Annotated in this window: 20 protein-coding genes; 10 read left to right on the plus strand and 10 right to left on the minus strand. The window is 56.3% G+C overall.

Annotated elements, in window-relative coordinates:
• The 5 genes from B4L76_RS20125 to B4L76_RS20145 form a co-directional block, all read left to right on the plus strand.
• On the plus strand, positions 1–590 hold a 590-nt coding region (locus tag B4L76_RS20125), incomplete at its 5' end, for a multicopper oxidase domain-containing protein (RefSeq protein ID WP_155741839.1).
• A gap of 14 nt (positions 591–604) precedes the next feature.
• Entirely contained in the window at positions 605–928 is a 324-nt protein-coding gene (locus tag B4L76_RS20130) for a hypothetical protein (RefSeq protein WP_012269845.1), read from the plus strand.
• Positions 918–2,033 (plus strand): copper resistance protein B, encoded by a 1,116-nt coding sequence (locus tag B4L76_RS20135; RefSeq protein ID WP_011953082.1) that lies wholly within the window; start codon positions 918–920, stop codon positions 2,031–2,033. The genes B4L76_RS20130 and B4L76_RS20135 overlap by 11 nt, the downstream gene beginning before the upstream one ends.
• 9 nt (positions 2,034–2,042) lie before the next feature.
• Positions 2,043–2,822 carry a c-type cytochrome gene (locus B4L76_RS20140; RefSeq protein ID WP_011953081.1) on the plus strand — a complete coding sequence of 260 codons (780 nt, stop codon included), beginning with the start codon at positions 2,043–2,045 and terminating at the stop codon, positions 2,820–2,822.
• A complete protein-coding gene (locus tag B4L76_RS20145; RefSeq protein ID WP_011953080.1) occupies positions 2,812–3,267 on the plus strand; it encodes a DUF411 domain-containing protein in 456 nt (151 codons plus the stop codon). The genes B4L76_RS20140 and B4L76_RS20145 overlap by 11 nt, the downstream gene beginning before the upstream one ends.
• 97 nt (positions 3,268–3,364) lie before the next feature.
• On the opposite strand, the gene B4L76_RS20150 is transcribed toward B4L76_RS20145, so the two are convergent.
• The 10 genes from B4L76_RS20150 to dnaA all read right to left on the minus strand — a co-directional run bounded on the left by B4L76_RS20150 (position 3,365) and on the right by dnaA (position 17,061).
• On the minus strand, positions 3,365–3,697 hold the full coding sequence (locus B4L76_RS20150; RefSeq protein ID WP_011953079.1) for a DUF2790 domain-containing protein: 333 nt from the start codon (positions 3,695–3,697) through the stop codon (positions 3,365–3,367).
• A 371-nt stretch (positions 3,698–4,068) separates the two neighbouring features.
• Complete coding sequence (locus tag B4L76_RS20155; RefSeq protein WP_010951431.1) at positions 4,069–4,428, minus strand: histone-like nucleoid-structuring protein, MvaT/MvaU family; 360 nt, start codon at positions 4,426–4,428, stop codon at positions 4,069–4,071.
• A 56-nt stretch (positions 4,429–4,484) separates the two neighbouring features.
• Positions 4,485–6,401 carry a TniQ family protein gene (locus tag B4L76_RS20160; RefSeq protein WP_010951430.1) on the minus strand — a complete coding sequence of 639 codons (1,917 nt, stop codon included), beginning with the start codon at positions 6,399–6,401 and terminating at the stop codon, positions 4,485–4,487.
• 75 nt (positions 6,402–6,476) lie between these two features.
• On the minus strand, positions 6,477–7,436 hold the full coding sequence (locus B4L76_RS20165) for a TniB family NTP-binding protein (RefSeq protein ID WP_010951429.1): 960 nt from the start codon (positions 7,434–7,436) through the stop codon (positions 6,477–6,479).
• The gene (locus B4L76_RS20170) at positions 7,433–9,391 is read right to left on the minus strand and encodes a DDE-type integrase/transposase/recombinase (RefSeq protein WP_011953078.1); all 1,959 of its coding nucleotides are present in this window, start codon (positions 9,389–9,391) and stop codon (positions 7,433–7,435) included. Before B4L76_RS20170 ends, B4L76_RS20165 begins: the two co-directional genes overlap by 4 nt.
• On the minus strand, positions 9,372–10,010 hold the full coding sequence (locus tag B4L76_RS20175) for a TnsA endonuclease N-terminal domain-containing protein (RefSeq protein WP_011953077.1): 639 nt from the start codon (positions 10,008–10,010) through the stop codon (positions 9,372–9,374). Before B4L76_RS20175 ends, B4L76_RS20170 begins: the two co-directional genes overlap by 20 nt.
• 836 nt (positions 10,011–10,846) lie before the next feature.
• Positions 10,847–13,267 (minus strand): DNA topoisomerase (ATP-hydrolyzing) subunit B, encoded by a 2,421-nt coding sequence (gene gyrB / locus B4L76_RS20180; protein ID WP_186671682.1) that lies wholly within the window; start codon positions 13,265–13,267, stop codon positions 10,847–10,849.
• A 4-nt stretch (positions 13,268–13,271) separates the two neighbouring features.
• Positions 13,272–14,375 (minus strand): DNA replication/repair protein RecF, encoded by a 1,104-nt coding sequence (recF, locus tag B4L76_RS20185; RefSeq protein ID WP_296234935.1) that lies wholly within the window; start codon positions 14,373–14,375, stop codon positions 13,272–13,274.
• 15 nt (positions 14,376–14,390) lie between these two features.
• Positions 14,391–15,494 carry a DNA polymerase III subunit beta gene (gene dnaN, locus B4L76_RS20190; RefSeq protein WP_296234936.1) on the minus strand — a complete coding sequence of 368 codons (1,104 nt, stop codon included), beginning with the start codon at positions 15,492–15,494 and terminating at the stop codon, positions 14,391–14,393.
• A gap of 40 nt (positions 15,495–15,534) precedes the next feature.
• Positions 15,535–17,061 carry a chromosomal replication initiator protein DnaA gene (gene dnaA, locus B4L76_RS20195; protein ID WP_296234937.1) on the minus strand — a complete coding sequence of 509 codons (1,527 nt, stop codon included), beginning with the start codon at positions 17,059–17,061 and terminating at the stop codon, positions 15,535–15,537.
• A 595-nt stretch (positions 17,062–17,656) separates the two neighbouring features.
• Between dnaA and rpmH the strand changes: the two genes are divergently transcribed.
• The 5 genes from rpmH (at position 17,657) to mnmE (ending at position 21,591) form a co-directional block, all read left to right on the plus strand.
• Positions 17,657–17,791 (plus strand): 50S ribosomal protein L34, encoded by a 135-nt coding sequence (gene rpmH / locus B4L76_RS20200; RefSeq protein ID WP_003253163.1) that lies wholly within the window; start codon positions 17,657–17,659, stop codon positions 17,789–17,791.
• A gap of 13 nt (positions 17,792–17,804) precedes the next feature.
• A complete protein-coding gene (gene rnpA / locus B4L76_RS20205) occupies positions 17,805–18,209 on the plus strand; it encodes a ribonuclease P protein component (protein ID WP_296235036.1) in 405 nt (134 codons plus the stop codon).
• Positions 18,202–18,447: a membrane protein insertion efficiency factor YidD gene (gene yidD, locus B4L76_RS20210; protein WP_015268406.1), complete on the plus strand. Its 246-nt coding sequence runs from the start codon at positions 18,202–18,204 to the stop codon at positions 18,445–18,447. The genes rnpA and yidD overlap by 8 nt, the downstream gene beginning before the upstream one ends.
• Before the next feature lie 2 nt (positions 18,448–18,449).
• On the plus strand, positions 18,450–20,132 hold the full coding sequence (yidC, locus tag B4L76_RS20215) for a membrane protein insertase YidC (protein WP_296234938.1): 1,683 nt from the start codon (positions 18,450–18,452) through the stop codon (positions 20,130–20,132).
• A gap of 88 nt (positions 20,133–20,220) precedes the next feature.
• A complete protein-coding gene (gene mnmE, locus B4L76_RS20220) occupies positions 20,221–21,591 on the plus strand; it encodes a tRNA uridine-5-carboxymethylaminomethyl(34) synthesis GTPase MnmE (RefSeq protein ID WP_296234939.1) in 1,371 nt (456 codons plus the stop codon).
• The last annotated feature ends 252 nt before the right edge of the window (positions 21,592–21,843 follow it).

Below are 21,843 nucleotides of genomic sequence, written 5' to 3' on the forward strand. Positions count from 1 at the left end.
TGGCTGGCATGGACCACGGCAACATGACCGGTATGGACCAAAGCAATATGGCCGCCAGCGGTGCCATGCAGAACCATCCCGCCTCCGAAACAAACAACCCTCTGGTCGATATGCAGACCATGACCCCTACGCCAAAGCTGAGCGATCCGGGGATCGGGCTTCGCGATAACGGGCGTCGGGTTCTCACGTATTCGGATTTGCGTAGCACCTTCATCGACCCTGACGGCCGGGAACCTGGCCGGACAATCGAACTGCACCTTACCGGGCATATGGAAAAGTTCGCTTGGTCCTTCGATGGGATCAAGTTTTCTGACGCAGAGCCGCTGCGGCTCAAGTACGGCGAGCGCCTGCGTATTACCTTGGTCAACGACACCATGATGACTCACCCCATCCATCTGCACGGCATGTGGAGTGACCTGGAGGATGAGGACGGCAATTTCATGGTGCGAAAACACACGATCGATATGCCGCCTGGCTCGAAACGAAGCTATCGCGTAACCGCAGATGCACTCGGGCGCTGGGCCTATCACTGTCACCTCATGTACCACATGGAGATGGGCATGTTCCGAGAAGTCCGCGTGGACGAATGAACTGGAGATACGAGATGAGCAAACCAATGAAACGAAGCGCCTTTTTCCTCTCTGCCGCGATGGTTGGCCTGCTCGCGGTGTACGCCCCGTCTTCCTGGTCCAGTGACAACCATGATCAGCACTCTCAAAAGTCGTCCAACGCGGCGCAATCGAACGGCTCGAAGAGCAAGCAAGCCCAGGGCATGAACCATGAAGGCATGGATCACGGCTCCATGAAAGGCATGGATCATGGCTCTATGGAGGGCATGGATCATGGTTCCATGGAAGGAATGGATCACAGCAAAATGATGGAATCGCATGGCAGCGACAAAGCTAAGGCAGGGAAAAATGGCCAATAGCGTTGCACGACCATCGCTGCTGGCATTCGCCGTTTCTTTAGGTGTGCTGGGCGTTTCGCCCAGCTTCGCCGCTGAAATGGATCATTCCGGAATGGACCACTCGGCAATGGGCCACGGTGCCATGCAGATGGACCACGCCTCATCACAGGCTGCGATGCCGGGCATGGACCACAGCCAGATGGGCGCGAGCAAGCAACCCACGCAACCTGCACCCGTTGATCACAGCAAAATGGGCCATGGCCAGCCCAAAGCGAAACCCGCCTCGATGGACCACAGCAAGATGGACCATGGAAGCATGAAAGGCATGGATCACGGGTCCATGGAAGGCATGGATCATGGCGCGATGGGTCATTCCACGATGGGAAACGGGAACGCTGATTCGCCGACCCCGACCAGCCGTACGCCAATCCCGGTGCTGACTGATGCCGACCGGCAGGCTGCCTTCCCCCCGCTTGACGGGCACAAAATGGATGACAGCGGGTTCAACAGCTTTTTCTTGCTAGACCAACTGGAATACCAAGATGCCGATGAAGGTAGCACGCTTGCTTGGGATGCATCCGGCTGGGTGGGCGGCGATATCAATAGGCTCTGGATTCGCTCGGAAGGTGAACGAACCAATGGTGTGACTGAAGATGCTGAGCTGCAGCTCCTCTATGGCCGCTCGGTAAGCCCGTGGTGGGATGTTGTCGCCGGCGTCCGGCAGGATTTCAAACCGGAGGATCCGCAGACCTGGGCTGCGTTCGGTATTCAGGGCCTGGCCCTGTATGACTTCGAAGCTGAAGCCACCGCCTTTATCGGCGAGAACGGTCAAACCGCTGCCCGTCTGGAGGGCGAGTACGACATCTTGCTAACCAATCGTTTAATTCTTCAGCCAACCGCTGAGGCCAACTTTTATGGCAAGAACGACCCGGAACGCGGCGTCGGCTCTGGCCTGGCAAACACCGAAGTCGGGCTGCGGTTACGGTACGAGATTGTTCGCCAGTTCGCGCCATACATAGGTGTCACCTGGAGCCGTTCCTACGGCAAAACCGCCGATTTCATTCGGGATGAAGGCGGGGACGTGGACGAAGCTCGTTTTGTGGCCGGTATTCGGATGTGGTTTTGAGAACTCAACATGAAAAAAACAATTACAACGCTGGTGGCGGCAGGTGCTGTTACTAGCGCAGCAGTGCTAGGTGCTGCTTACTTCGGTCTCGTGAACGTTGGTGCGGACGACCCACACTTCCCCGCTGTGCATGCGTTTTTGGCCATGGCGCGGGATCGCTCGATTGAAGTCCGAGCAAGCGACATTGAGGTGCCAAACCTTAAAGATCCTGCTCTCATCCAAGCAGGGGCAGGCAACTACAACGCCATGTGTATCGGTTGCCACCTCGCGCCAGGGGTGGAGAAAACTGAACTCAGCCAAGCCCTATACCCATCCCCACCAAACCTCACCGAGATAGGTGTAAGCGGTGACCCTGCTGCTGCGTTTTGGACCATCAAGCACGGTATCAAAGCGACAGGCATGCCAGCCTGGGGTAAGAGCATGGACGACCAGTACATCTGGGGAATCGTCGCGTTCCTGGACCAGCTACCGCAACTCAATGCTGAGCAGTACCAGATGATGGTCGCTTCCAGTGGTGGTCACCAACATGGCGGTGGCGAAAGCGATATGCATAACCATGAAGGCCAACACGGTGGTGCGAAATCAGGTCATGGAAATCATGATGATTCCGCAGCAAACGGCGTGGCTGAGGAAAGTCATGATCATGGCAGTTCGCATTCGGAGTCTTCATCAGTAGCGGAGCACCACGGTGAACACGAGTCCGGCGAGGCGCACTCGGACCACCACACAGGTTCTACTCCCAAAACCCATGTGCACAAAGACGGGAAGGAGCACACTCATGACAAGTAAGCGCCGCTTCCTCGGTTTAAGTACCGCAGCGTCACTTCTAATCGCCTCAGCCGCCTTTGCTGCGGAGCCCCTGACTATCGATGTGCACCGGGACGCTAATTGCGGTTGCTGTAAGAAATGGATAGCGCACTTGGAGGCAAACGGCTTCAAGGTCGTCGACCACGTTGAAACGGACATGAGGGCGGTGAAGCAAGAGCTAGGAGTAGCTCCGAGGCTGGCTTCGTGTCACACCGCGGTTATCGATGGCAAGTTTGTGGAAGGTCACGTCCCCGCAGCCCAGGTGCAGGAGCTCATAAAGCGCAACGACCTGGCAGGCGTCGCGGTACCTGGCATGCCCGCTGGCTCACCAGGTATGGAGGTTGATGGCATGAAACACGCCTATCAAGTCATCGGCCTCACCAAGAGTGGGGACGATCAAGTAGTTGCCAGTTATCCTGACACGTAATGCAAGATGCCCCGGGGGAAGGGCTTCTGCCGGCCAGCCGACCAGCTGCAGCGCTGGTCGTGGTCAGCTTACTCCAAGACTTACCCTGTCCCTTCGGTCAGTTTTGACCTCTACAGTTAATTCCAGCAGAGCGATATTCGAGGATTTTCAACTCACCTGTTGAGTCCTCGTAATTCATCTGTGTCGGCATCACGTCGCAGCTACCTTTGAGCGAAGTCATACTGATAACTCTCGCCACATCCAGTTTCATTCCGTAGCGATAATGGATCACTTCAGGTGGTTTTTTTCCATTGGCAGCGGCGTAGGCACGCATTGCTTGCTCATTTGCCTGAATCATCTTTCCGTGTAAGCGATCAGATCCTCCTTCAGCTAAAGCGGATGAGGAGGCGATTACGAGCATGAGGGCGGCAATGCTTTTAGCGGTGTTCATTTCTGTTACTCCATGAAGACATGAGTGAAGCTTACCGACTGGGAGCTGTCATCCACGTGATCCAGGAATTACATGTTTGTAAGCAGGCTATCGATAATGATGGCTCTGAATACACGTGAAAGCCGCGTCGTTTCAGGCTGCGACAGTTTTAATTCTCTAGCGAATCAGTCTGAACCGGCGTTTTGGGTGATTGCGACAGTTTTGCGTTTCCTCTCCAAATGGCTGCAGGCCGCGAAAGACGGGACCCTCTAGCGACAGTTTTAATTCTCTAAATCCACCACCCGCAGAAAATTTCGTCACGCCCCAGAATGGGAATTTGCATTCGGGGCGCACCACGATTCATCTCGTGCCAGAAGCCGCCTGCAGTGCAATCAATTGGCGAGCCAAGACTCGACTACCTCAGCGCCATACTCGTTTTTCCAGGCCTTAAGCGTACGCTGATTACCACCCTTGGTCTCAACAACCTCTCCGCTGTGTGGATTCTTGTAGACCTTCACTTCGCGTGGTTTCCGAGAGGTTTTTGGGGCCATATCAGTGGAAGCCACCGCTTGCGGATCGAGGATCAGCACCACTTGGCGCAGGCCGTAGCCATACTCGTTGAGCAAACTGCGCAGCTTCGTTTCAAATTCCATTTCCTGCTTCAGGGCAGAGTCATTTTTCAGCGCTTCCAGCTCCGCCAGTTGGGCTGCGAGCTGTTGTTCGAGCAGGCGGAATTCAGCGAGACGGGACATAAGATTCTCCAAAATGGGTTCGATGATTTTAGCAATCAAGAAAGAAAGCGTGCTAACTATCTTGATCCCACATGCCTGAATCGGCAATCACGAGGCTGAGCGATCGGTGTGGATAAAAACGTGATGGCTTCAGGATCGTCGATCTGGGCGGCTTCACTTGCGAGGTAATCGATCAGCTTTTTGCTTCTTACCCAAACGTACTGCCGGCAAGCCGCGTTTGGAATGGATGGCCCCGCAACGGGGCGAAACCTGGCCTCCCAAAGGTGCTTGAACGCCTCCCTGGTCGACTTCCCCAAATACACCGCAATCTCCGGTCCCAAGATATAGCCACGCCTGAATCTGTCGATGGCTTGAGGCTTAACCATCAATTGCGTACGCCGGCCTCGTTCGACAGCAGTGCTCCATAGCAGACCCAGTCGAACGAACGCGTATGCGCATTGTTCTTTGACGCCTAACAGCGCAGCAGCCTTGACTACCGACAGGCCGGGAAAGACCGGACTCTTGTTCTCAGCTCGGGCTTGTTGCCACGCTGCAAAATCTTGCGGCTTGAGTAACCACGCCCCTACCGCAACCGAGCCATTCTCAGCTGGGCCGTAAGCGCGAAGTTCACCTGCACGTATTGCCTGAACCAACTCGACCAACCCACCCCCCTTGGGCAGAGAATGCTTGGCCAAGTAGTTGATCGACACCAGGCTCTGGTCAGAGCTGGTAGGCAGCTTCTCATCAATCAATTCGTTGATCGAGCGGCAGTCAATCAGCCACCTTTCGCCTGGGCGCGGTTCTCCACCAAAGAACTGGAGGGTACCACCAGCTAGCAGCTGCCTAACCCGATTGCGACAGAGGCTTAGCAAAGTCGAGGTTTCTTTCATATCAGCCACGCCCTGGAGATGCTGCGAGATTGCCTTCAAATGATCCAGGTCCACGACCGTAAAGACTCGATCTTCATGGACCTTCTCCCGATAGGCGATTTGTCCCTCCTGATGAAGGCGTTTTATGACTGATACCCCGAGACCACAAGCTTCAGCAGCAGAATCGAACGACACCCAACGATGTCTCTCAATCGTCTCCTCACTCAAATTGCGATTTCGCTTCGCTAACGGTGCTTCCCACGCATGCTGCAGAAATGATTCGAACTCTCGACGAAGAAAGTCAAAACAAGAGTCATCCAGATCACGGTGGATGTCGTGGTATATCGGGCCGAACGATCTGCTGAGCGTCCAATGTTCGTTATCGGAATGGACTGCCTTGAGGCCACTCAGCAGTTCTCTGAATGCGAGAGGCCAGTTCATGAGAACCACGCCCGCCGCGTTTGCCATAAGCCGCGATATCTCTAGCGAACCCGAATCAGCAACCTTCAGCGGCTGGGTTCTTTCCGTAGGCAAACTTCTGACAGCGAGACGCGATGACAACTCGTGAAACTGTTCGTAGGTGAGGGCCGCCAATCCCGCGTCAGCTGGCAACGAGTCGGCGTAAAACCTATCTTCAAAGCCAGAGGTGAGCCAGGCGGCCGTATCACTCGCCGGCGCGATCTCAAAATTGGTCCCACTCAATGAGGTGCCACACGCTTGGCAACTATTCGCACTCATTGCGCTTGGATCGGTTTCCTTCAGACAGTTGGGGCACCGCCCGTGGAGTTCAGTGCCGTGGACAGAACACGTCGTAACCAGGGTCAAGCCCCAGCTTTCTCTCCAATAACCGGCTTCGCCCAAACAGATCGGACAGTAACGAGCGTGATGAGTCGTCCATAACTTGACCCCCTTGGGCCTTGGATCACGAAACTCAGCAGATACCGCAGGCCAGCTCAGTGGTCCTTCCATCATCTGCAGCCAGTCCGCAACATCGGTCTCGTCGGCTCGTGCAAAGGCGGTGAGCAGTTCCTTTCTGGGTAATCCGTTGGCTTTCGCCAGGCGCTGCAGGTACCCCAAAAGACTTTCGTCTTGGTGTGGTCGTGGGTTGATTAAAAGACCAAACATTCCTACACATCCATGAAATCGAAGACATAAAAATCAGGGGAGTAGAGCCGGGCCGATAAGCCCGGCCCTTGGCCGTCAGGTACTGCTCTCTTCGAACGTCTCAAACGGCTCCCGCTTCCCGAACAGAGGCTGGAAATTGAAGCTCGCACTGAAGGGGTTTCGATCCTCGGTGGCGTAGCTCCAAACCTCGTCTTCAAAAGCCTGGGCCAGCACAGGAAGTTCAATCCCGACAAGGTCCTGGACTTGAACCAGCCAAACAGCCCTGTCCACAATCTTGATGAGGTAGTCGATCAATCCATAGGAAGCCAGGTAGAAGCGTTTAATCATCGCTGGCTCTACAAAACTGATGGTTTGAACAGGCAGTTCGCCCTCGATTGCCTGCAACAACATCACGAAATGAAGAGACGTATTAGCGGAGAAGGTGAAGCGATCGTATGCCACCGTGGCCGAAAACCTGCGTCGCAGTTGCTCGTTTGCTAGCAGGAGATTTTCGGTGCGCTTCAGCCCAATCAGAACAAACGCGATACTGGTTTCATTCATCAGACTCTTGATCCAGTCTGCTGCCTCATACGCACCATTACGACGATAATCGACCAGGTGCTGCGCCTCATCGAGGACCAACATCTCCACGCCAAGGTTCTTCAGCAGCAGGACTACTCGCGCAAATTTAACCTCTGCCGAATGTCCTCGTGCCTCTGCGAAGGGATCCTTCAGCTCTGCCAAAATGGCTGCTGCCAGGTTCTTTTTGGTTGGAGACGAAGGCATCTCGACGAACAGAACTGTCCGCTTCTGTGGGTCATGGCTCTCCAATTCCTCCAATGACCGAATGTACTCCTTGACCAATGTGCTCTTGCCCACTCCGCTTGGACCTTGGATCAGCAACCCTTTACTTGCTCTGGTACGCCGACTATCGCCGTGGATATCGCCTAGTCGCGTCAACGCTCGCTCGACTTGAGGGCTGTGAATAAAACGATCGCGGAGCGTAAAGCTGTATTCACCATGCTCGTAGCATTCGTACAGATTGATGGCGTTCATGGCTTAGAACTCCCAGCAGGGCGACGAACCGAGACCTTGAAGGCTGCTGGCGGAATGTTAGGAATAGAGTCACCGGTCCATTCCACTTCAGCGAGTACCTTGGGTGGAGGCGTGCTTTCGGTCACTCGACCCTCCTTGTCGATTTTCGCTATGGCAGCTGCGCGTCGTTTTCTGAGCGTCTGCGAACGGCGGGCCTCGTCTGCATCTTCCATAATTTCCTGGTAGCACCTGTGCGTAGCCTCGAAGCTAGGCTGCTCATTATATTTTTCTCGCAGCGCTTTCTCGGCAGCCTTCCACACCTCCCTGCTCTTACCGGCCATTCGCTCATCTTTGGCGGGCACTTTGAAGAACAAGTTTCTGAAGCGGTCGTGAACCCAAACGTGCCCGGCTTCGTCTCGATAGCGGACGTTTACCTTTTCTCCGTCTGCCAAACGCATACGGAGCTCAGCAAGTTCCGTAGAGTGGTAGCCCACTTTGGCAACCTCGATGCCGTAATGGTGAACCTTCACCGAGGCCCGCTTGGCCAGAATGCACTCCAACGAGTCCAGGTCGACGGGAAGGCTGATGACATGGTTCGCCTCGCTAGTCCCCCAGACTTGAGCCGGTGTTCTGTTGTCCAGCCCCCGATGAGGAGTCTGGTGGTAACCATCGACGATCCATTTCACTACCACCGCCTCCAATTGAGGGAGCGTGAAACATGCATTCTTCTCCGAGTCGTAATCGCCACGCTGCTGGATATTCGAGAAGGTGGTACCCGGGAGGTTGTGGATAAGCCCCAGGTTCTGTGTGCTGAAAAAGCGTTCGACGGCACCTTTCCTTTGAGGGGCCCTTGAAGCGGGATACATGATCTCGATACCCAACTCGTTGAATCCCATGATGAGATCGCCCGCGTGAAATTCCGCTGCGTTGTCTGGGACTATTCGAGCCGGCAGCCCACGTGCCCACCATTCATTTCTCACTTTCGGAAAGCGCTTCAGCAATTCGGCTTTTGGACGGATTGAGCGTTCGATCACACGAAGCACGGTTTCCGTATTTGGCGCCGACAGGTGGAGCAAATATCCCATCACCATTCGAGAGAAGCGGTCGAGGACGATCGTCAGATAGGGGCGCCCAATGCACAGCCCCGAGGTTTCATCCACAAGCTGGACGTCCAACAAGGTGTGATCAATTTCCCAACGTTCCAAAATCTCATGGACACGTAGGACACCCGCCGCAACACGGTGCTTCTTGTCTGCTGCGTGTTTTCCGAGCCTCTCCTTATCCACAAGGTACGGATCCAGCTTGGCGATGTACCTTCGGACAGTCATTCCGCTTGGGATCTTGAGCTGATCCGAAGGCAAACGACTTTTGTTCCTCTCTTTTATCTGATCCTCGAATTCTGAAACGACCACGCTGACCGCTGGAATCGTATCCTGCAGGTAGGTTTTATTAATCACCCCTTCAAGAATAACTTCGAGCTCTCCCTGTATCGCGGCAGCCCGACCCTTTTTGGCATGCTGAGGGATAAGCTTTACTACGTTCTGGCCAATGTATTTGGCTGCCCAACGTCGAATAGTGGAAACCGAGGGTGCGCACGCATCCCCAATCTTTTTGGCGATATCTCTAAGCTTCTTGATCATGTCTTCGTCACCCGGTAGCTTGTATTTACCGCGCTTAGTTAGGTCGTCCAGATACTTGCGTCGACGCAATGCCTCATCTCCATGTTTTTTGGGGAAGCATGAAATATCTGGAGGGACGTTCCGCACATACGGAACCCTCCCAAGGTATGGCTGATCAGCGGAGATCTCGATCTCGCGCTTCTCGTAGGCCTCATAGAACTCCTTCTCGGATAGCTTCGTGGGCTCACCAAGCTCATCGAAAAAGAGCAGCTTCCGGTCAATAAGCCTCTTCTCAAGCACCATCAGTACGCCACGAACGATGACGACCAATTTCACCCTAAGGGAAAAGGTTTGCATGACGGTGCCCCCCTTGCAGGAAGACCGGGGAGTCAGTGTCAATTGACCTATCAAGGTCAATGCCCACCACCCCAAGGCCTAACAAGCGCCAGGCTTTCCCCTCACCAACCACGTAGAGCAGATCTGCAACGGTCATAGGCGGCCATTCGTTGAAGGTCGCCATTACCTCCTCCAACGCCTGATGCGAAAGCTCTGGACCGCGCCGGTGATACATCAGCCTTCTAAGATTGGTAGCCAGGGGTTCAGCTTCAATTAACTTTTCAGTGATCACCGAAAAGTTACGGGCAGTGGCGTTGAAGTAGCGCTCAGCGGCATCCAGTCGCTGCCTGACGCTGGCAATCTTCAGTCGGTCGTGAGGCTTCACTTCAAACCACCACTCGCGCCCATCCGCGAGGAAAACCTGTACGTCTGGGTAATATTTGAAGTAGCCCTGGAGCGATGGAACACGTTCCTCACTGGGCTGCGGGACGTAGCCGATGACCGCAGGAGACAGCTCAAGAAGCCGAAAAAGAGCGCCTTCGAGCTGGGACTCCCAGGGCACAGGCTTTTTATTTTTGAGCGATGGGAAGTAGCCGCGGTAATGGTTGGACCGCCGCGTGACCACCTTTCGTACTGTCATGAAACACCTCCGAAAATCTCGAAACGAGCGCCGACGCTGCGCCAAAAAATCAAGGCGCAGGGCGGGCGAAGTGAGGCCTTTCGACAGGCAACACTGTGCCGTCGAGTAACCTCGCTAAGGTCGAAAAAATGGGAGAGGATTGACAGTCGCTTCGAAAAAGCAGACATTGCGGGTTCTGAGGACGCAAGTCTGCTTCGCTAAGCGCGGTCAGTCCTCTCGGGATTGATCGCGTTTTTCTACATTTTCAGGTCTCCTTTTCTCTCATTGGTCATGACTCTCATGACTGATCAGAATCTAAAGCAATCGGCTTGCTCTCTTTATTTCTAAACGGCCACTTCGTGATCGCTGGAGCAATTTGGATCAGGTCTGAAGCTCTCGCTTCAAACAGCTGATTTGGCTGAAAATCTTCAGTGCAAAGCGGAAAAGTTGGTCATAGATCTTATTCCAACATCCCTTCGAAATCTACAAAAAATCCAAAATGGCAACTTCCACCAAATTCCATTTCCATACTAAATTGTTCAAATTAATACTTAACACGTACGCTTAATTAACTATTAAGGTGTTCAAATATTAGTTTTAAAGTCCTCTCAATCTCTCTGCTGCTCAGATCCGCCCGCCGACCCTCTCAGCACTTCCAGCGCCCCATCAAATCACTTCCTCAAATCCCCCCATCTGCATCATTTTCCAATGAGCGGAGTAGGGCGCCCCGGCAGGAATTCCAGGCAAAAAAAAGCCCGCGAAGGCGGGCTTGATGGTGACCGACAGGGGCCATGGTTGAAGCCCGGCCGGTCATCTATTTGTGAAAGCGTGCAGCTTTTCTGTGAACCTACACCTGATCAGAAGTCCAGGTTCGATACCGACAACGCGTTGCTTTCAATGAAGTCACGACGCGGCTCGACCGCATCGCCCATCAGGGTGTTGAAGATCTGGTCGGCAGCGATGGCGTCTTCGATGGTCACCTTGAGCATGCGACGAACAGCCGGATCCATGGTGGTTTCCCAAAGCTGGTCCGGGTTCATCTCACCCAGCCCTTTGTATCGCTGGATGGTGTGGCGCTTGGTGGTCTCGTTCATCAGCCAGTCCAGGCCTTCCTTGAACTCAACGATCGCTTTGCGGCGCTCACCACGCTGCACGTAGGCGCCTTCACCCAACAAGCTCGACAACTTGGCACCGATGTTGACCACGGTCCGGTAGTCATTGCTGCCGAAGAAGTCGCGGTTGAAGGTGACATAGCTGGCCAAGCCGTGAGAGGTGATTTCCACCTCTGGCAGCCATACATTGCGTTCCTTGTCTTCACGCAGGCTGGCTTTGTAGACCAGGCCAGACTTCTGACTGTTGCTTAGACGCTCCTGGAACTGGGCCAGCCAGGCTTGCATCACCGCATGGTCACCCAACTGCTCCAGCGTTACCTCTGGCAAGTAGATGAAGTGCTCAGTCAGCTCTTCCGGGTACAAGCGTGACAGACGCTTGAGGGTTTTCATGACGCTACGGAATTCGTTGACCAACGCTTCCAGCTGTACACCAGAAACCGCTGGCGCCGACTCGTCGAGGTGCAGGCTGGCATCTTCGAGGGCCGACTGGGTCATGTACTCTTCCATGGCCTCGTCGTCCTTGATGTACTGCTCTTGCTTACCCTTCTTCACTTTGTACAGCGGCGGCTGGGCAATGTAGATATAGCCACGCTCGACCAGCTCCGGCAATTGACGGAAGAAGAAGGTCAGCAGCAGGGTACGGATGTGCGAACCGTCAACGTCAGCATCGGTCATGATGATGATGTTGTGATAACGCAGCTTGTCGATGTTGTACTCTTCGCGGCCAATACCACAACCCAGTGCAGTGATCAGCGTGCCCACTTCCTGGGACGAGATCATCTTGTCAAAGCGCGCTTTCTCGACGTTGAGGATCTTGCCCTTCAACGGCAGGATCGCCTGGGTACGACGGTTGCGGCCTTGCTTGGCCGAACCACCTGCAGAGTCACCCTCCACCAGGTACAGCTCGGAGAGTGCAGGGTCCTTCTCCTGGCAGTCCGCCAGCTTGCCCGGCAGGCCGGCGATATCCAGCGCGCCTTTGCGGCGAGTCATTTCGCGAGCTTTACGGGCGGCTTCACGGGCACGGGCAGCGTCGATCATCTTTCCAACGACAGCCTTGGCCTCGTTCGGGTTTTCCAGGAGGAAATCGGCGAAGTACTTGTTCATCTCCTGTTCCACGGCGGTTTTAACCTCCGAGGAGACCAGCTTGTCCTTGGTCTGCGAGCTGAACTTCGGATCCGGTACCTTCACCGAGATGATCGCGGTCAGGCCCTCACGGGCGTCATCGCCAGTGGTTGCCACCTTGTTCTTCTTGGCCAGGCCTTCCTGCTCGATGTAGCTGTTAAGGCTACGCGTCAGAGAGGAACGGAAGCCCACCAGGTGCGTACCACCGTCACGTTGCGGAATGTTGTTGGTGAAGCACAGCAGGTTTTCGTTGAAGCTGTCATTCCACTGCAGGGCAACTTCCACGCCTACGCCATCATCGCGCTGGACATTGAAGTGGAACACCTGCGAGTTAACCGGGGTCTTGTTGGTGTTCAGGTATTCGACGAAAGCACGCAGGCCGCCTTCGTACTTGAAGAACTCTTCCTTGCCGCTGCGCTCATCTTTCAGCAGGATGCCCACGCCCGAGTTTAGGAACGACAACTCACGGATACGCTTGGCCAGGATATCCCAGCTGAAGTGAATGTTCTTGAAGGTTTCGGCCGACGGCTTGAAGTGGATGTGGGTACCCGTGGTTTCGCTGTCACCAACCACCGCCATCGGCGCTTGGGGAACCCCATGGACGTAGGTCTGTTCCCAGATCTTGCCGCTACGGCGAACGGTCAATACCAGTTTTTCAGACAGGGCATTGACCACGGAAACACCTACACCGTGGAGACCGCCGGAAACCTTATAGGAGTTGTCGTCGAACTTACCGCCGGCGTGCAGTACGGTCATGATGACCTCGGCTGCGGATACGCCTTCTTCTTTGTGCACGTCGACCGGAATGCCGCGACCGTTGTCGCGCACACTGATGGATTCGTCCGGGTGGATAATGACGGTGATGTCATCGCAGTGACCGGCGAGGGCTTCGTCGATGGAGTTGTCGACCACCTCGAAGACCATGTGGTGCAGGCCGCTACCATCATCGGTGTCGCCAATGTACATGCCGGGACGCTTGCGTACGGCATCCAAACCTTTCAGCACCTTGATGCTGGAGGAGTCGTACGTTTGATTTTCGCTCATGCCTTCACTCCCGATGGTCGTGGGTCTGGGTGATACGGCCTTGTTCCACGTGGAACAAAGCAACTGGCGTTTCCGTCTGCCAGCCTTCCCTCAGTAATTCGTGATCTACACAAGTGATAAACACTTGGCAGCGTAATTCTTCCAGCAAGCGGCATAACGCGCGGCGATGCTGGTCGTCCAGTTCGGACGGCAAGTCATCAACAAGATAAATACAGTGGCCGCGGCGAGCCTGGCTGACAAGATGGCCTTGGGCAATGCGCAAAGCGCAGACCACCAGCTTTTGCTGACCACGCGACAGAATGTCGGCTGCATTGTTGGCAGCCAGACGAAGACGCAGATCAGCGCGCTGCGGACCGGCCTGGGTATGGCCCATCTGCTGATCGCGAAGGAGAGAGGAGGCGAGTACTTCTTGCAGTTCCCGGTCCTTATCCCAGCCTCGGTAGTAGCTCAGGGTCAACCCGTCCAGCTCGACCAATTCGCTCAGGGTTCGCTCGAAGACGGGCTTCAAGGCCTTGATGTAGTTGCGACGGTATTCATCTATTTCCGCGCTGGCCAGGCATAATTCCCGATCCCAGGCGGCTTGCGAAGCTGGGTCAAGTGTACCATGACGCAACCATGAGTTCCGCTGCCGCAGTGCCTTCTGCAGCCGCTGCCAGGCTGGCAGGAAACGTGGTTCCACGTGGAACACTCCCCAATCCAGGAACTGGCGACGAATTTTGGGTGCACCTTCCAAGAGGCGGAAGCTGTCCGGGTTGATAAGCTGTAGCGGCAGCAATTCAGCCAGCTGCGCTGCGCTACGCGCATTCTGCCCATCGATGCGAATAGTGAACTCCCCTTGCCGTTCCCGAGATACACCAAGGTTGCTGCTGCCACCTTCGGCCAACTGCACTTCACCAAACACGGTGCATGCAGCTTGTTCGTACTGGATGACCGGGTTCAGGCGCGTGCTGCGGAAAGACCGCGCCAGCCCAAGCAGATACACAGCTTCAAGCACGCTAGTCTTGCCGCTGCCGTTGGCGCCGTAAAGGATGTTGATGCGGGGGGAGGGTAAGAGTGTCACCGGGTGCAAGTTGCGCACCGCGGTGACCATGATACGTCGAAGGGACATTTCGCCTGCTACGGGTTACAGGCGCATCGGCATGACAACGTAGGAAGAATCGTCGTTACCCGCTTCCTGCAGCAGTGCACTGCTGTTGGAGTCGGACAAGATCAGACGAACTTGCTCGGTAGTCATTACGCCCAGCACATCCAGCAGGTAGCTGACGTTGAAGCCGATCTCCAGCGAGCTGCCGTCGTAGTCCACGCTGATTTCTTCTTCAGCTTCTTCCTGCTCAGGGTTGTTGGCCTGGATTTTCAGCTGACCAGCAGCCAACTGCAGCCGAATACCGCGATACTTTTCGTTGGAAAGAATTGCAGTACGGCTGAACGCTTCACGCAGCGCCTGGCGGTCGCCAACAACAATCTTGTCACCACCTTTTGGCAGAACCCGCTCGTAGTCCGGGAATTTGCCGTCCACCAGCTTGGAGGTGAAGGTGAATTCGCCGGTGGTGGCGCGGATGTGGTGCTGGCCCAGAACGATGCTGACCATGCCTTCCGGGTCAGTGAGCAGGCGCGCCAGTTCGAGGATACCTTTACGCGGGACGATCACTTGATGACGCTCATCCTGCTCGATCGGCGCACTCATGGAGCACAGCGCGAGGCGGTGTCCGTCGGTCGAAACCGCGCGCAGGGTGTTGCGGGACACTTCCAGCAGCATGCCATTGAGGTAATAGCGCACATCCTGCTGAGCCATGGCAAAGCTGGTGCGTTCGATCAGGCGCCGCAGCTTGCTCTGTTCCAGGTTGCAGGTCAGCGAGCCCGGGCCTTCTTCAACGGTCGGGAAGTCGTTGGCTGGCAGGGTCGACAGGGTAAAGCGGCTGCGGCCGGCCTTGACCAACAGTTTCTGCTCGTCAACCTTGATATCGATCAGGGCGTCGTTTGGCAGGCTTTTGCAGATGTCCATCAGCTTGCGAGCCGGAACAGTGATTTCGCCAGGCTCGGCTGGCTCTTCCAGTTGCACGCGGCCTACCAGTTCGACTTCCAGGTCGGTACCGGTCAACGACAGTTGCTGGCCTTGCACGACCAGCAATACGTTGGACAGCACCGGCAAGGTCTGACGGCGCTCGACGACACCGGCGACCAGTTGCAGGGGTTTCAACAGGGCTTCGCGTTGAATGGTGAAATGCATGGTCTAGTCCCTTGCCTTCAATTAGCTGCGCAGACGGCCATCAGGTCGTCAGCGTCCGCAGCAGGTTCTTGTAGTCCTCGCGGATGTCCGCGTCGGATTCCTTAAGTTCATTGATCTTGCGGCAGGCGTGCAGCACGGTCGTATGGTCGCGACCACCGAACATGTCGCCGATTTCGGGCAGACTGTGGTTGGTCAGCTCTTTGGACAGCGCCATGGCCACCTGACGCGGCCGCGCAACAGATCGCGAACGCCGCTTGGACAACAGATCGGAGATCTTGATCTTGTAGTACTCGGCGACGGTACGTTGAATGTTATCCACACTGACCAGTTTGTCCTGCAGCGCCAACAAGTCCTTCAGCGACTCACGGATCAGCTCGATGGTGATATCGCGGCCCATGAAGTGCGAGTGAGCGATCACCCGCTTCAATGCGCCTTCCAGCTCACGTACGTTGGAGCGGATACGCTGGGCAATGAAGAAGGCGGCATCATGCGGCAGCTCGACCTTGGCCTGGTCGGCTTTCTTCATCAGGATCGCCACGCGGGTTTCCAGCTCGGGTGGCTCGACTGCCACCGTCAGCCCCCAGCCAAAGCGCGACTTCAAGCGTTCTTCCAGGCCCTCGATCTCCTTGGGATAGCGGTCGGAGGTAAGAATGACCTGCTGACCGCCCTCTAGCAGGGCGTTGAAGGTGTGGAAAAACTCTTCCTGCGAGCGCTCCTTCCGGGCGAAGAACTGGATATCGTCGATCAGCAACGCATCCACCGAACGATAGAAGCGCTTGAATTCGTTTATGGCGTTGAGCTGCAGTGCCTTGACCATATCCGCGACGAAACGCTCCGAATGCAGGTACACGACCTTGGCGTTCGGGTTCTTTTTCAGCAGGTGGTTACCCACAGCATGCATGAGGTGGGTCTTACCCAGGCCAACGCCCCCATAAAGGAAGAGCGGGTTATAGCCATGCTTGGGGTTATCGGCCACCTGCCAGGCGGCCGCTCGTGCCAGCTGGTTGGACTTGCCTTCCACGAACGTGTCGAAGGTAAAGGTGCGGTTCAGGTAACTGGTGTGCTTGAGCGCACCTTCAACCTGCACGGTACGTTGTTCGGTCCGGGTGCTGCCGGTCGATGCTGCAGCCGGCTCGGCCATGGCATCAAAACTGTCACGCAGGGACGGCTCGGCCAATTCATCGACCAGCGCAGGCTCAGCGGCTGCTACTGCGACCGGCTCGACTGCCGCCGGCACCGCCTTCTGTGCCTGGGTATTGGCCAACGAAGCGGCCACGGCGGCACTGACTGGCGCATTGGGCGCAGCACGCGGTGCCGAGCTACGACGGCTACCAATCAATAAGGAAAGGGCAGGCGCAATGCCACTGCCGTTTTCACCTAACAGCTCGAGCAAGCGCCCCAGGTACTTTTCATTGACCCAATCGAGAACGAAACGGTTAGGCGCATAGACGCGCAACTCGTCGCCTTCGGCTTCGACCTGTAGCGGACGGATCCAGGTGTTGAATTGCTGGGCAGGCAGTTCATCGCGCAGAAGCTCCACGCACTGCTGCCAAAGTTCCACTGACACGGATTTCCCCTGAGTTTGAAAGCCGGATGAGGCAAAAACAAACCGCCATTGTACCGGTCGAGCGTTCAGTTATCCACATGTGGACACGTTCCGAGCCATGACAAAACAGCCATTTATCGACCAGAAAGGCTTTTCCTCGCTGTGAATAAGCCCTGTGGATAAGCTGCCTTGAGGGCTATGCACAACCCTGAGGTCGGCCCTGTTGATAACTCACCTGTGGATAATGTGGCTTTTCATCCACAGCTTGCACTCACGATCAAAACAGGCGCAGCACCGGTTGAAAACACGGTTGTGAATCGCTGCATAGCCCGAATATACGGGGCCAAACGCGGTTATCCACAGATGAGCATTCATCTAAGATCTATAAGTTCTTTAGAAAAGCTTTTTATATGTCTCTTCTTTTTTTCATGTTGTCCCCAATGCCGGTGTCCGATCAAGCACTCCTCAAGGATGCCTGGGCAGGTCACCGTCCATCACACGCTCAATATGGAAAGGCTGGTTGGAAATTGACCTATGGGCCTGCTTTCTCTAGAATCGCCGGTCTCTTAAAAAGGGGGCCATCCCGGCCCGTCGTCGACAAACCAGGTAACACGCCATGAAACGTACTTTCCAACCAAGCACCATCAAGCGCGCGCGCACCCACGGCTTCCGTGCCCGTATGGCTACCAAGAACGGCCGCGCTGTTCTGTCGCGTCGTCGTGCCAAAGGCCGTAAGCGTCTGGCCATTTGATTTTTCGGCACAGGTGGTGAGTCAGGACTTCAGTCGGGAAAAGCGACTGCTTATTCCCCGGCATTTCAAAGCGGTCTTCGACTCCCCAACCGGCAAGGTTCCAGGGAAAAACCTGCTTATCCTTGCTCGCGAGAACGGCCTCGATCACCCACGCCTGGGCCTGGTGATCGGAAAGAAGAGCGTCAAGCTCGCCGTTCAACGCAACCGCCTCAAGCGCTTGATGCGCGATTCCTTTCGTCTACACCAGCATTTGCTTGCCGGGCTGGACATAGTGATCGTCGCGCGCAAGGGATTGGGTGAGATAGAAAACCCGGAATTGCACCAACACTTTGGCAAGCTCTGGAAACGCCTGGCGCGCAGCCGGCCCACTCCAGCAGTAACCGCCGATTCCGCAGGGGTAGACAGCCAAGATGCGTAAACTGGCCCTCGTTCCGATCCAGTTTTACCGTTACGCCATTAGTCCTCTGATGGCCAATCACTGTCGTTTTTTCCCCAGTTGCTCCTGTTACGCTTATGAAGCCATTGAAAACCACGGCCTCTGGCGTGGTGGGTGGCTAGCCGTTCGTCGCCTGGGGCGTTGTCATCCGTGGAACGACGGCGGTTTCGATCCCGTTCCTCCCGCTCCTTCCTCCCGAACTTCTTCGATAGCCGAGTAATCATGGATATTAAACGCACGATCCTGATCGTCGCCCTGGCAATCGTGTCCTACGTCATGGTCCTCAAGTGGAACCAGGACTACGGCCAGGCTGCCCTGCCGACTCAGAATACTGCTGCCAGCACTGTTGCCCCGGGGCTGCCGGACGGCGTACCGGCCGGTAATGCCGGCGCCAGCGCCGATGTGCCGAGCGCCAACGCCGAAACCACCGCTGCCGAACTGGCGCCGGTCGCGGTTAGCAAGGACCTGATCCGGGTCAAGACCGATGTCCTGGACCTGGCTATCGATCCGGTCGGTGGTGACATCGTCCAGCTGAATCTGCCGAAGTTTCCACGTCGTCAGGACCACCCGGAAATTCCGTTCCAGCTGTTCGATAACGGTGGCGAGCGTGTCTACCTGGCACAAAGCGGCTTGACCGGTGTCAACGGCCCGGACGCCCGCCCAGCCGGCCGCCCGCTGTACGCGACCGAGCAGAAGGGCTACCAGCTGGCTGATGGCCAGGACCAACTGGTGGTCGACCTGAAGTTCAGCGACAACGGCGTCAACTACATCAAGCGCTTCAGCTTCAAGCGTGGCGAGTATGACCTGACCGTGAGCTACCTGATCGACAACCAGAGCGGCCAGGCCTGGAGCGGCAACATGTTTGCCCAGCTCAAGCGTGATGCCAGCTCTGATCCGTCTTCAAGTACTGCCACTGGCACCGCGACCTACCTGGGTGCAGCCCTGTGGACTGCTTCCGAGCCTTACAAAAAGGTCTCGATGAAGGACATCGACAAAGGTAGTTTGAAAGAAAATGTGTCCGGCGGCTGGGTCGCCTGGCTGCAGCATTACTTCGTGACCGCCTGGATTCCGGCCAAGTCGGACAGCAACGTTGTTCAGACCCGCAAGGACAGCCAAGGCAACTACATCATCGGCTACACCGGCCCGGCTATCAGCGTGCCTGCTGGCGGCAAGGTCGAAACCAGCGCCATGCTGTACGCCGGCCCGAAGATCCAGGCCAAGCTGAAAGAGTTGTCCCCAGGCCTGGAACTGACCGTCGACTATGGCTTCCTGTGGTTCATTGCCCAGCCGATCTTCTGGCTGCTGCAACATATCCACAGCCTGTTGGGTAACTGGGGCTGGTCGATTATCGTCCTGACCATGCTCATCAAGGGCCTGTTCTTCCCGCTGTCGGCTGCCAGCTACCGTTCGATGGCGCGCATGCGTGCTGTTGCGCCGAAACTTGCCGCGCTCAAGGAACGCTTCGGTGATGACCGCCAGAAGATGTCCCAGGCGATGATGGAGCTGTACAAGAAAGAGAAAATCAACCCGCTGGGCGGCTGCCTGCCGATCCTGGTACAGATGCCGGTATTCCTGGCCCTGTACTGGGTACTGCTGGAAAGCGTGGAAATGCGCCAGGCGCCGTGGATGCTGTGGATTACCGACCTGTCGATCAAGGATCCGTTCTTCATCCTGCCGATCATCATGGGCGCCACCATGTTCATCCAGCAGCGCCTGAATCCGACTCCACCGGATCCGATGCAGGCCAAGGTGATGAAAATGATGCCGATCATTTTCACCTTCTTCTTCCTGTGGTTCCCGGCCGGTCTGGTGCTGTACTGGGTTGTGAACAACTGCCTGTCGATCGCGCAGCAGTGGTACATCACCCGCAGCATCGAAGCAGCCGCCAAAAAAGCTGCTGCTTGACGGGCTACTGCGCTAGCCTGTGAATAAAAAACGCCCCCTAGTGGGGCGTTTTTGCTATCTGTCGTTTTTGTCGTAGAGGCTTTCGAGCATGAACATTGTGCGTGAAACCATCGCCGCCATCGCCACCGCCCAGGGCCGCGGCGGTGTCGGTATTGTCAGGTTGTCCGGACCTCTGGCTGCCAAGGCCGGGCAGCTGATAACCGGCCGTACGCTGACCCCGCGCCATGCGCACTATGGCCCGTTCCGCGACGAGGAAGGGATGGTGCTGGACGAAGGGATCGCCCTGTTCTTCCCCGGACCGAATTCGTTCACCGGTGAAGATGTGCTCGAACTGCAGGGCCACGGTGGCCCGGTGGTCCTGGACATGTTGCTGCAGCGCTGTGTACAAGTTGGCTGCCGCTTGGCCCGTCCGGGCGAATTCAGCGAGCGCGCGTTCCTCAACGACAAACTCGACCTGGCCCAGGCCGAAGCCATCGCTGACCTGATCGAGGCCAGCTCAAGCCAGGCGGCACGCAATGCCCTGCGTTCACTGCAGGGGGAATTCTCTAAGCGTGTGCATGCCCTGACCGAAGCGTTGATTGCCCTGCGTATTTACGTCGAGGCGGCGATCGACTTCCCTGAGGAGGAGATCGACTTCCTGGCCGATGGCCACGTCCTGTCGATGCTCGATGCGGTACGTCAGGAGTTGTCCACAGTGCAGCGCGAAGCCGGGCAGGGCGCCTTGTTGCGTGACGGCATGACCGTAGTCATCGCTGGGCGACCGAATGCCGGTAAATCGAGCCTGCTAAACCAACTGGCCGGGCGGGAAGCTGCGATTGTCACCGATATCGCCGGTACCACCCGGGACATCCTGCGCGAACATATCCACATCGATGGCATGCCGCTGCATGTTGTCGATACCGCTGGTCTGCGCGACACCGACGACCATGTGGAAAAGATCGGTGTGGAACGCGCACTGAAAGCCATTGGCGAGGCCGACCGAGTTCTGCTGGTGGTGGACTCGACCGCACCCGAAGCCAGCGATCCTTTCGCACTGTGGCCAGAATTCCTCGACCAGCGGCCAGACCCAACCAAGGTCACGCTGATCCGCAACAAGGCCGACCTGAGTGGTGAGCGGGTAGCGCTGGAACAATGCGATGACGGCCATGTGACGATAACCCTCAGCGCCAAAGGCGACGACGCAGGGTTGCAACTGTTGCGTGATCACCTGAAGGCCTGCATGGGCTATGAGCAGACCGCCGAAAGTGGTTTCAGCGCGCGTAGGCGCCATCTGGAGGCCCTGCGCCAGGCCAGCGAGCATCTGGAGCATGGCCATGCCCAGCTGACCCTGGCGGGTGCAGGTGAGCTGCTGGCAGAAGACCTGCGTCAGGCGCAGCAGGCCTTGGGCGAGATAACCGGGGCATTCAGTTCGGACGACCTGCTTGGGCGGATCTTCTCCAGCTTCTGCATCGGCAAGTAATCCACAGCCAGGCTAGGCCAAGAGCCGCTCCTTCGGGAGCGGTTTTTTTTTGCCTGAATTTACAGGAGCGGGCAATGCCGGCGAAGAAGAGCTCGCCAAGTCTGGCTTTTCCGCGGCTGTAACGATGTTGTTGCTGGTTCGCCCGCTTTCACCCTGTCCGGAGCTGGCCGCTACCTCCTCGATTTTCCCACACCCAGCCCGGAATACTCACTCAGGAGCCCTGTGGAAAACTCCCCTTCAGCTCCGTTGATA

The organism is Pseudomonas sp. UBA4617 (genome assembly GCF_002386445.1).
In the GTDB taxonomy this organism is placed as follows: Bacteria; Pseudomonadota; Gammaproteobacteria; order Pseudomonadales; family Pseudomonadaceae; genus Aquipseudomonas.

Coding starts and splice junctions, on each gene's coding strand:
- rpmH (WP_003253163.1), top strand. CDS start 17,657: ATGAAACGTACTTTCCAACCAAGCACCATCAAGCGCGCGCGCACCCAC.
- B4L76_RS20165 (WP_010951429.1), bottom strand. CDS start 7,436: ATGAACGCCATCAATCTGTACGAATGCTACGAGCATGGTGAATACAGC.
- mnmE (WP_296234939.1), top strand. CDS start 20,221: ATGAACATTGTGCGTGAAACCATCGCCGCCATCGCCACCGCCCAGGGC.
- dnaN (WP_296234936.1), bottom strand. CDS start 15,494: ATGCATTTCACCATTCAACGCGAAGCCCTGTTGAAACCCCTGCAACTG.
- B4L76_RS20150 (WP_011953079.1), bottom strand. CDS start 3,697: ATGAACACCGCTAAAAGCATTGCCGCCCTCATGCTCGTAATCGCCTCC.
- gyrB (WP_186671682.1), bottom strand. CDS start 13,267: ATGAGCGAAAATCAAACGTACGACTCCTCCAGCATCAAGGTGCTGAAA.
- B4L76_RS20170 (WP_011953078.1), bottom strand. CDS start 9,391: ATGCAAACCTTTTCCCTTAGGGTGAAATTGGTCGTCATCGTTCGTGGC.
- B4L76_RS20155 (WP_010951431.1), bottom strand. CDS start 4,428: ATGTCCCGTCTCGCTGAATTCCGCCTGCTCGAACAACAGCTCGCAGCC.
- B4L76_RS20135 (WP_011953082.1), top strand. CDS start 918: ATGGCCAATAGCGTTGCACGACCATCGCTGCTGGCATTCGCCGTTTCT.
- B4L76_RS20145 (WP_011953080.1), top strand. CDS start 2,812: ATGACAAGTAAGCGCCGCTTCCTCGGTTTAAGTACCGCAGCGTCACTT.
- B4L76_RS20160 (WP_010951430.1), bottom strand. CDS start 6,401: ATGTTTGGTCTTTTAATCAACCCACGACCACACCAAGACGAAAGTCTT.
- B4L76_RS20175 (WP_011953077.1), bottom strand. CDS start 10,010: ATGACAGTACGAAAGGTGGTCACGCGGCGGTCCAACCATTACCGCGGC.
- B4L76_RS20130 (WP_012269845.1), top strand. CDS start 605: ATGAGCAAACCAATGAAACGAAGCGCCTTTTTCCTCTCTGCCGCGATG.
- yidD (WP_015268406.1), top strand. CDS start 18,202: ATGCGTAAACTGGCCCTCGTTCCGATCCAGTTTTACCGTTACGCCATT.
- recF (WP_296234935.1), bottom strand. CDS start 14,375: ATGTCCCTTCGACGTATCATGGTCACCGCGGTGCGCAACTTGCACCCG.
- yidC (WP_296234938.1), top strand. CDS start 18,450: ATGGATATTAAACGCACGATCCTGATCGTCGCCCTGGCAATCGTGTCC.
- B4L76_RS20140 (WP_011953081.1), top strand. CDS start 2,043: ATGAAAAAAACAATTACAACGCTGGTGGCGGCAGGTGCTGTTACTAGC.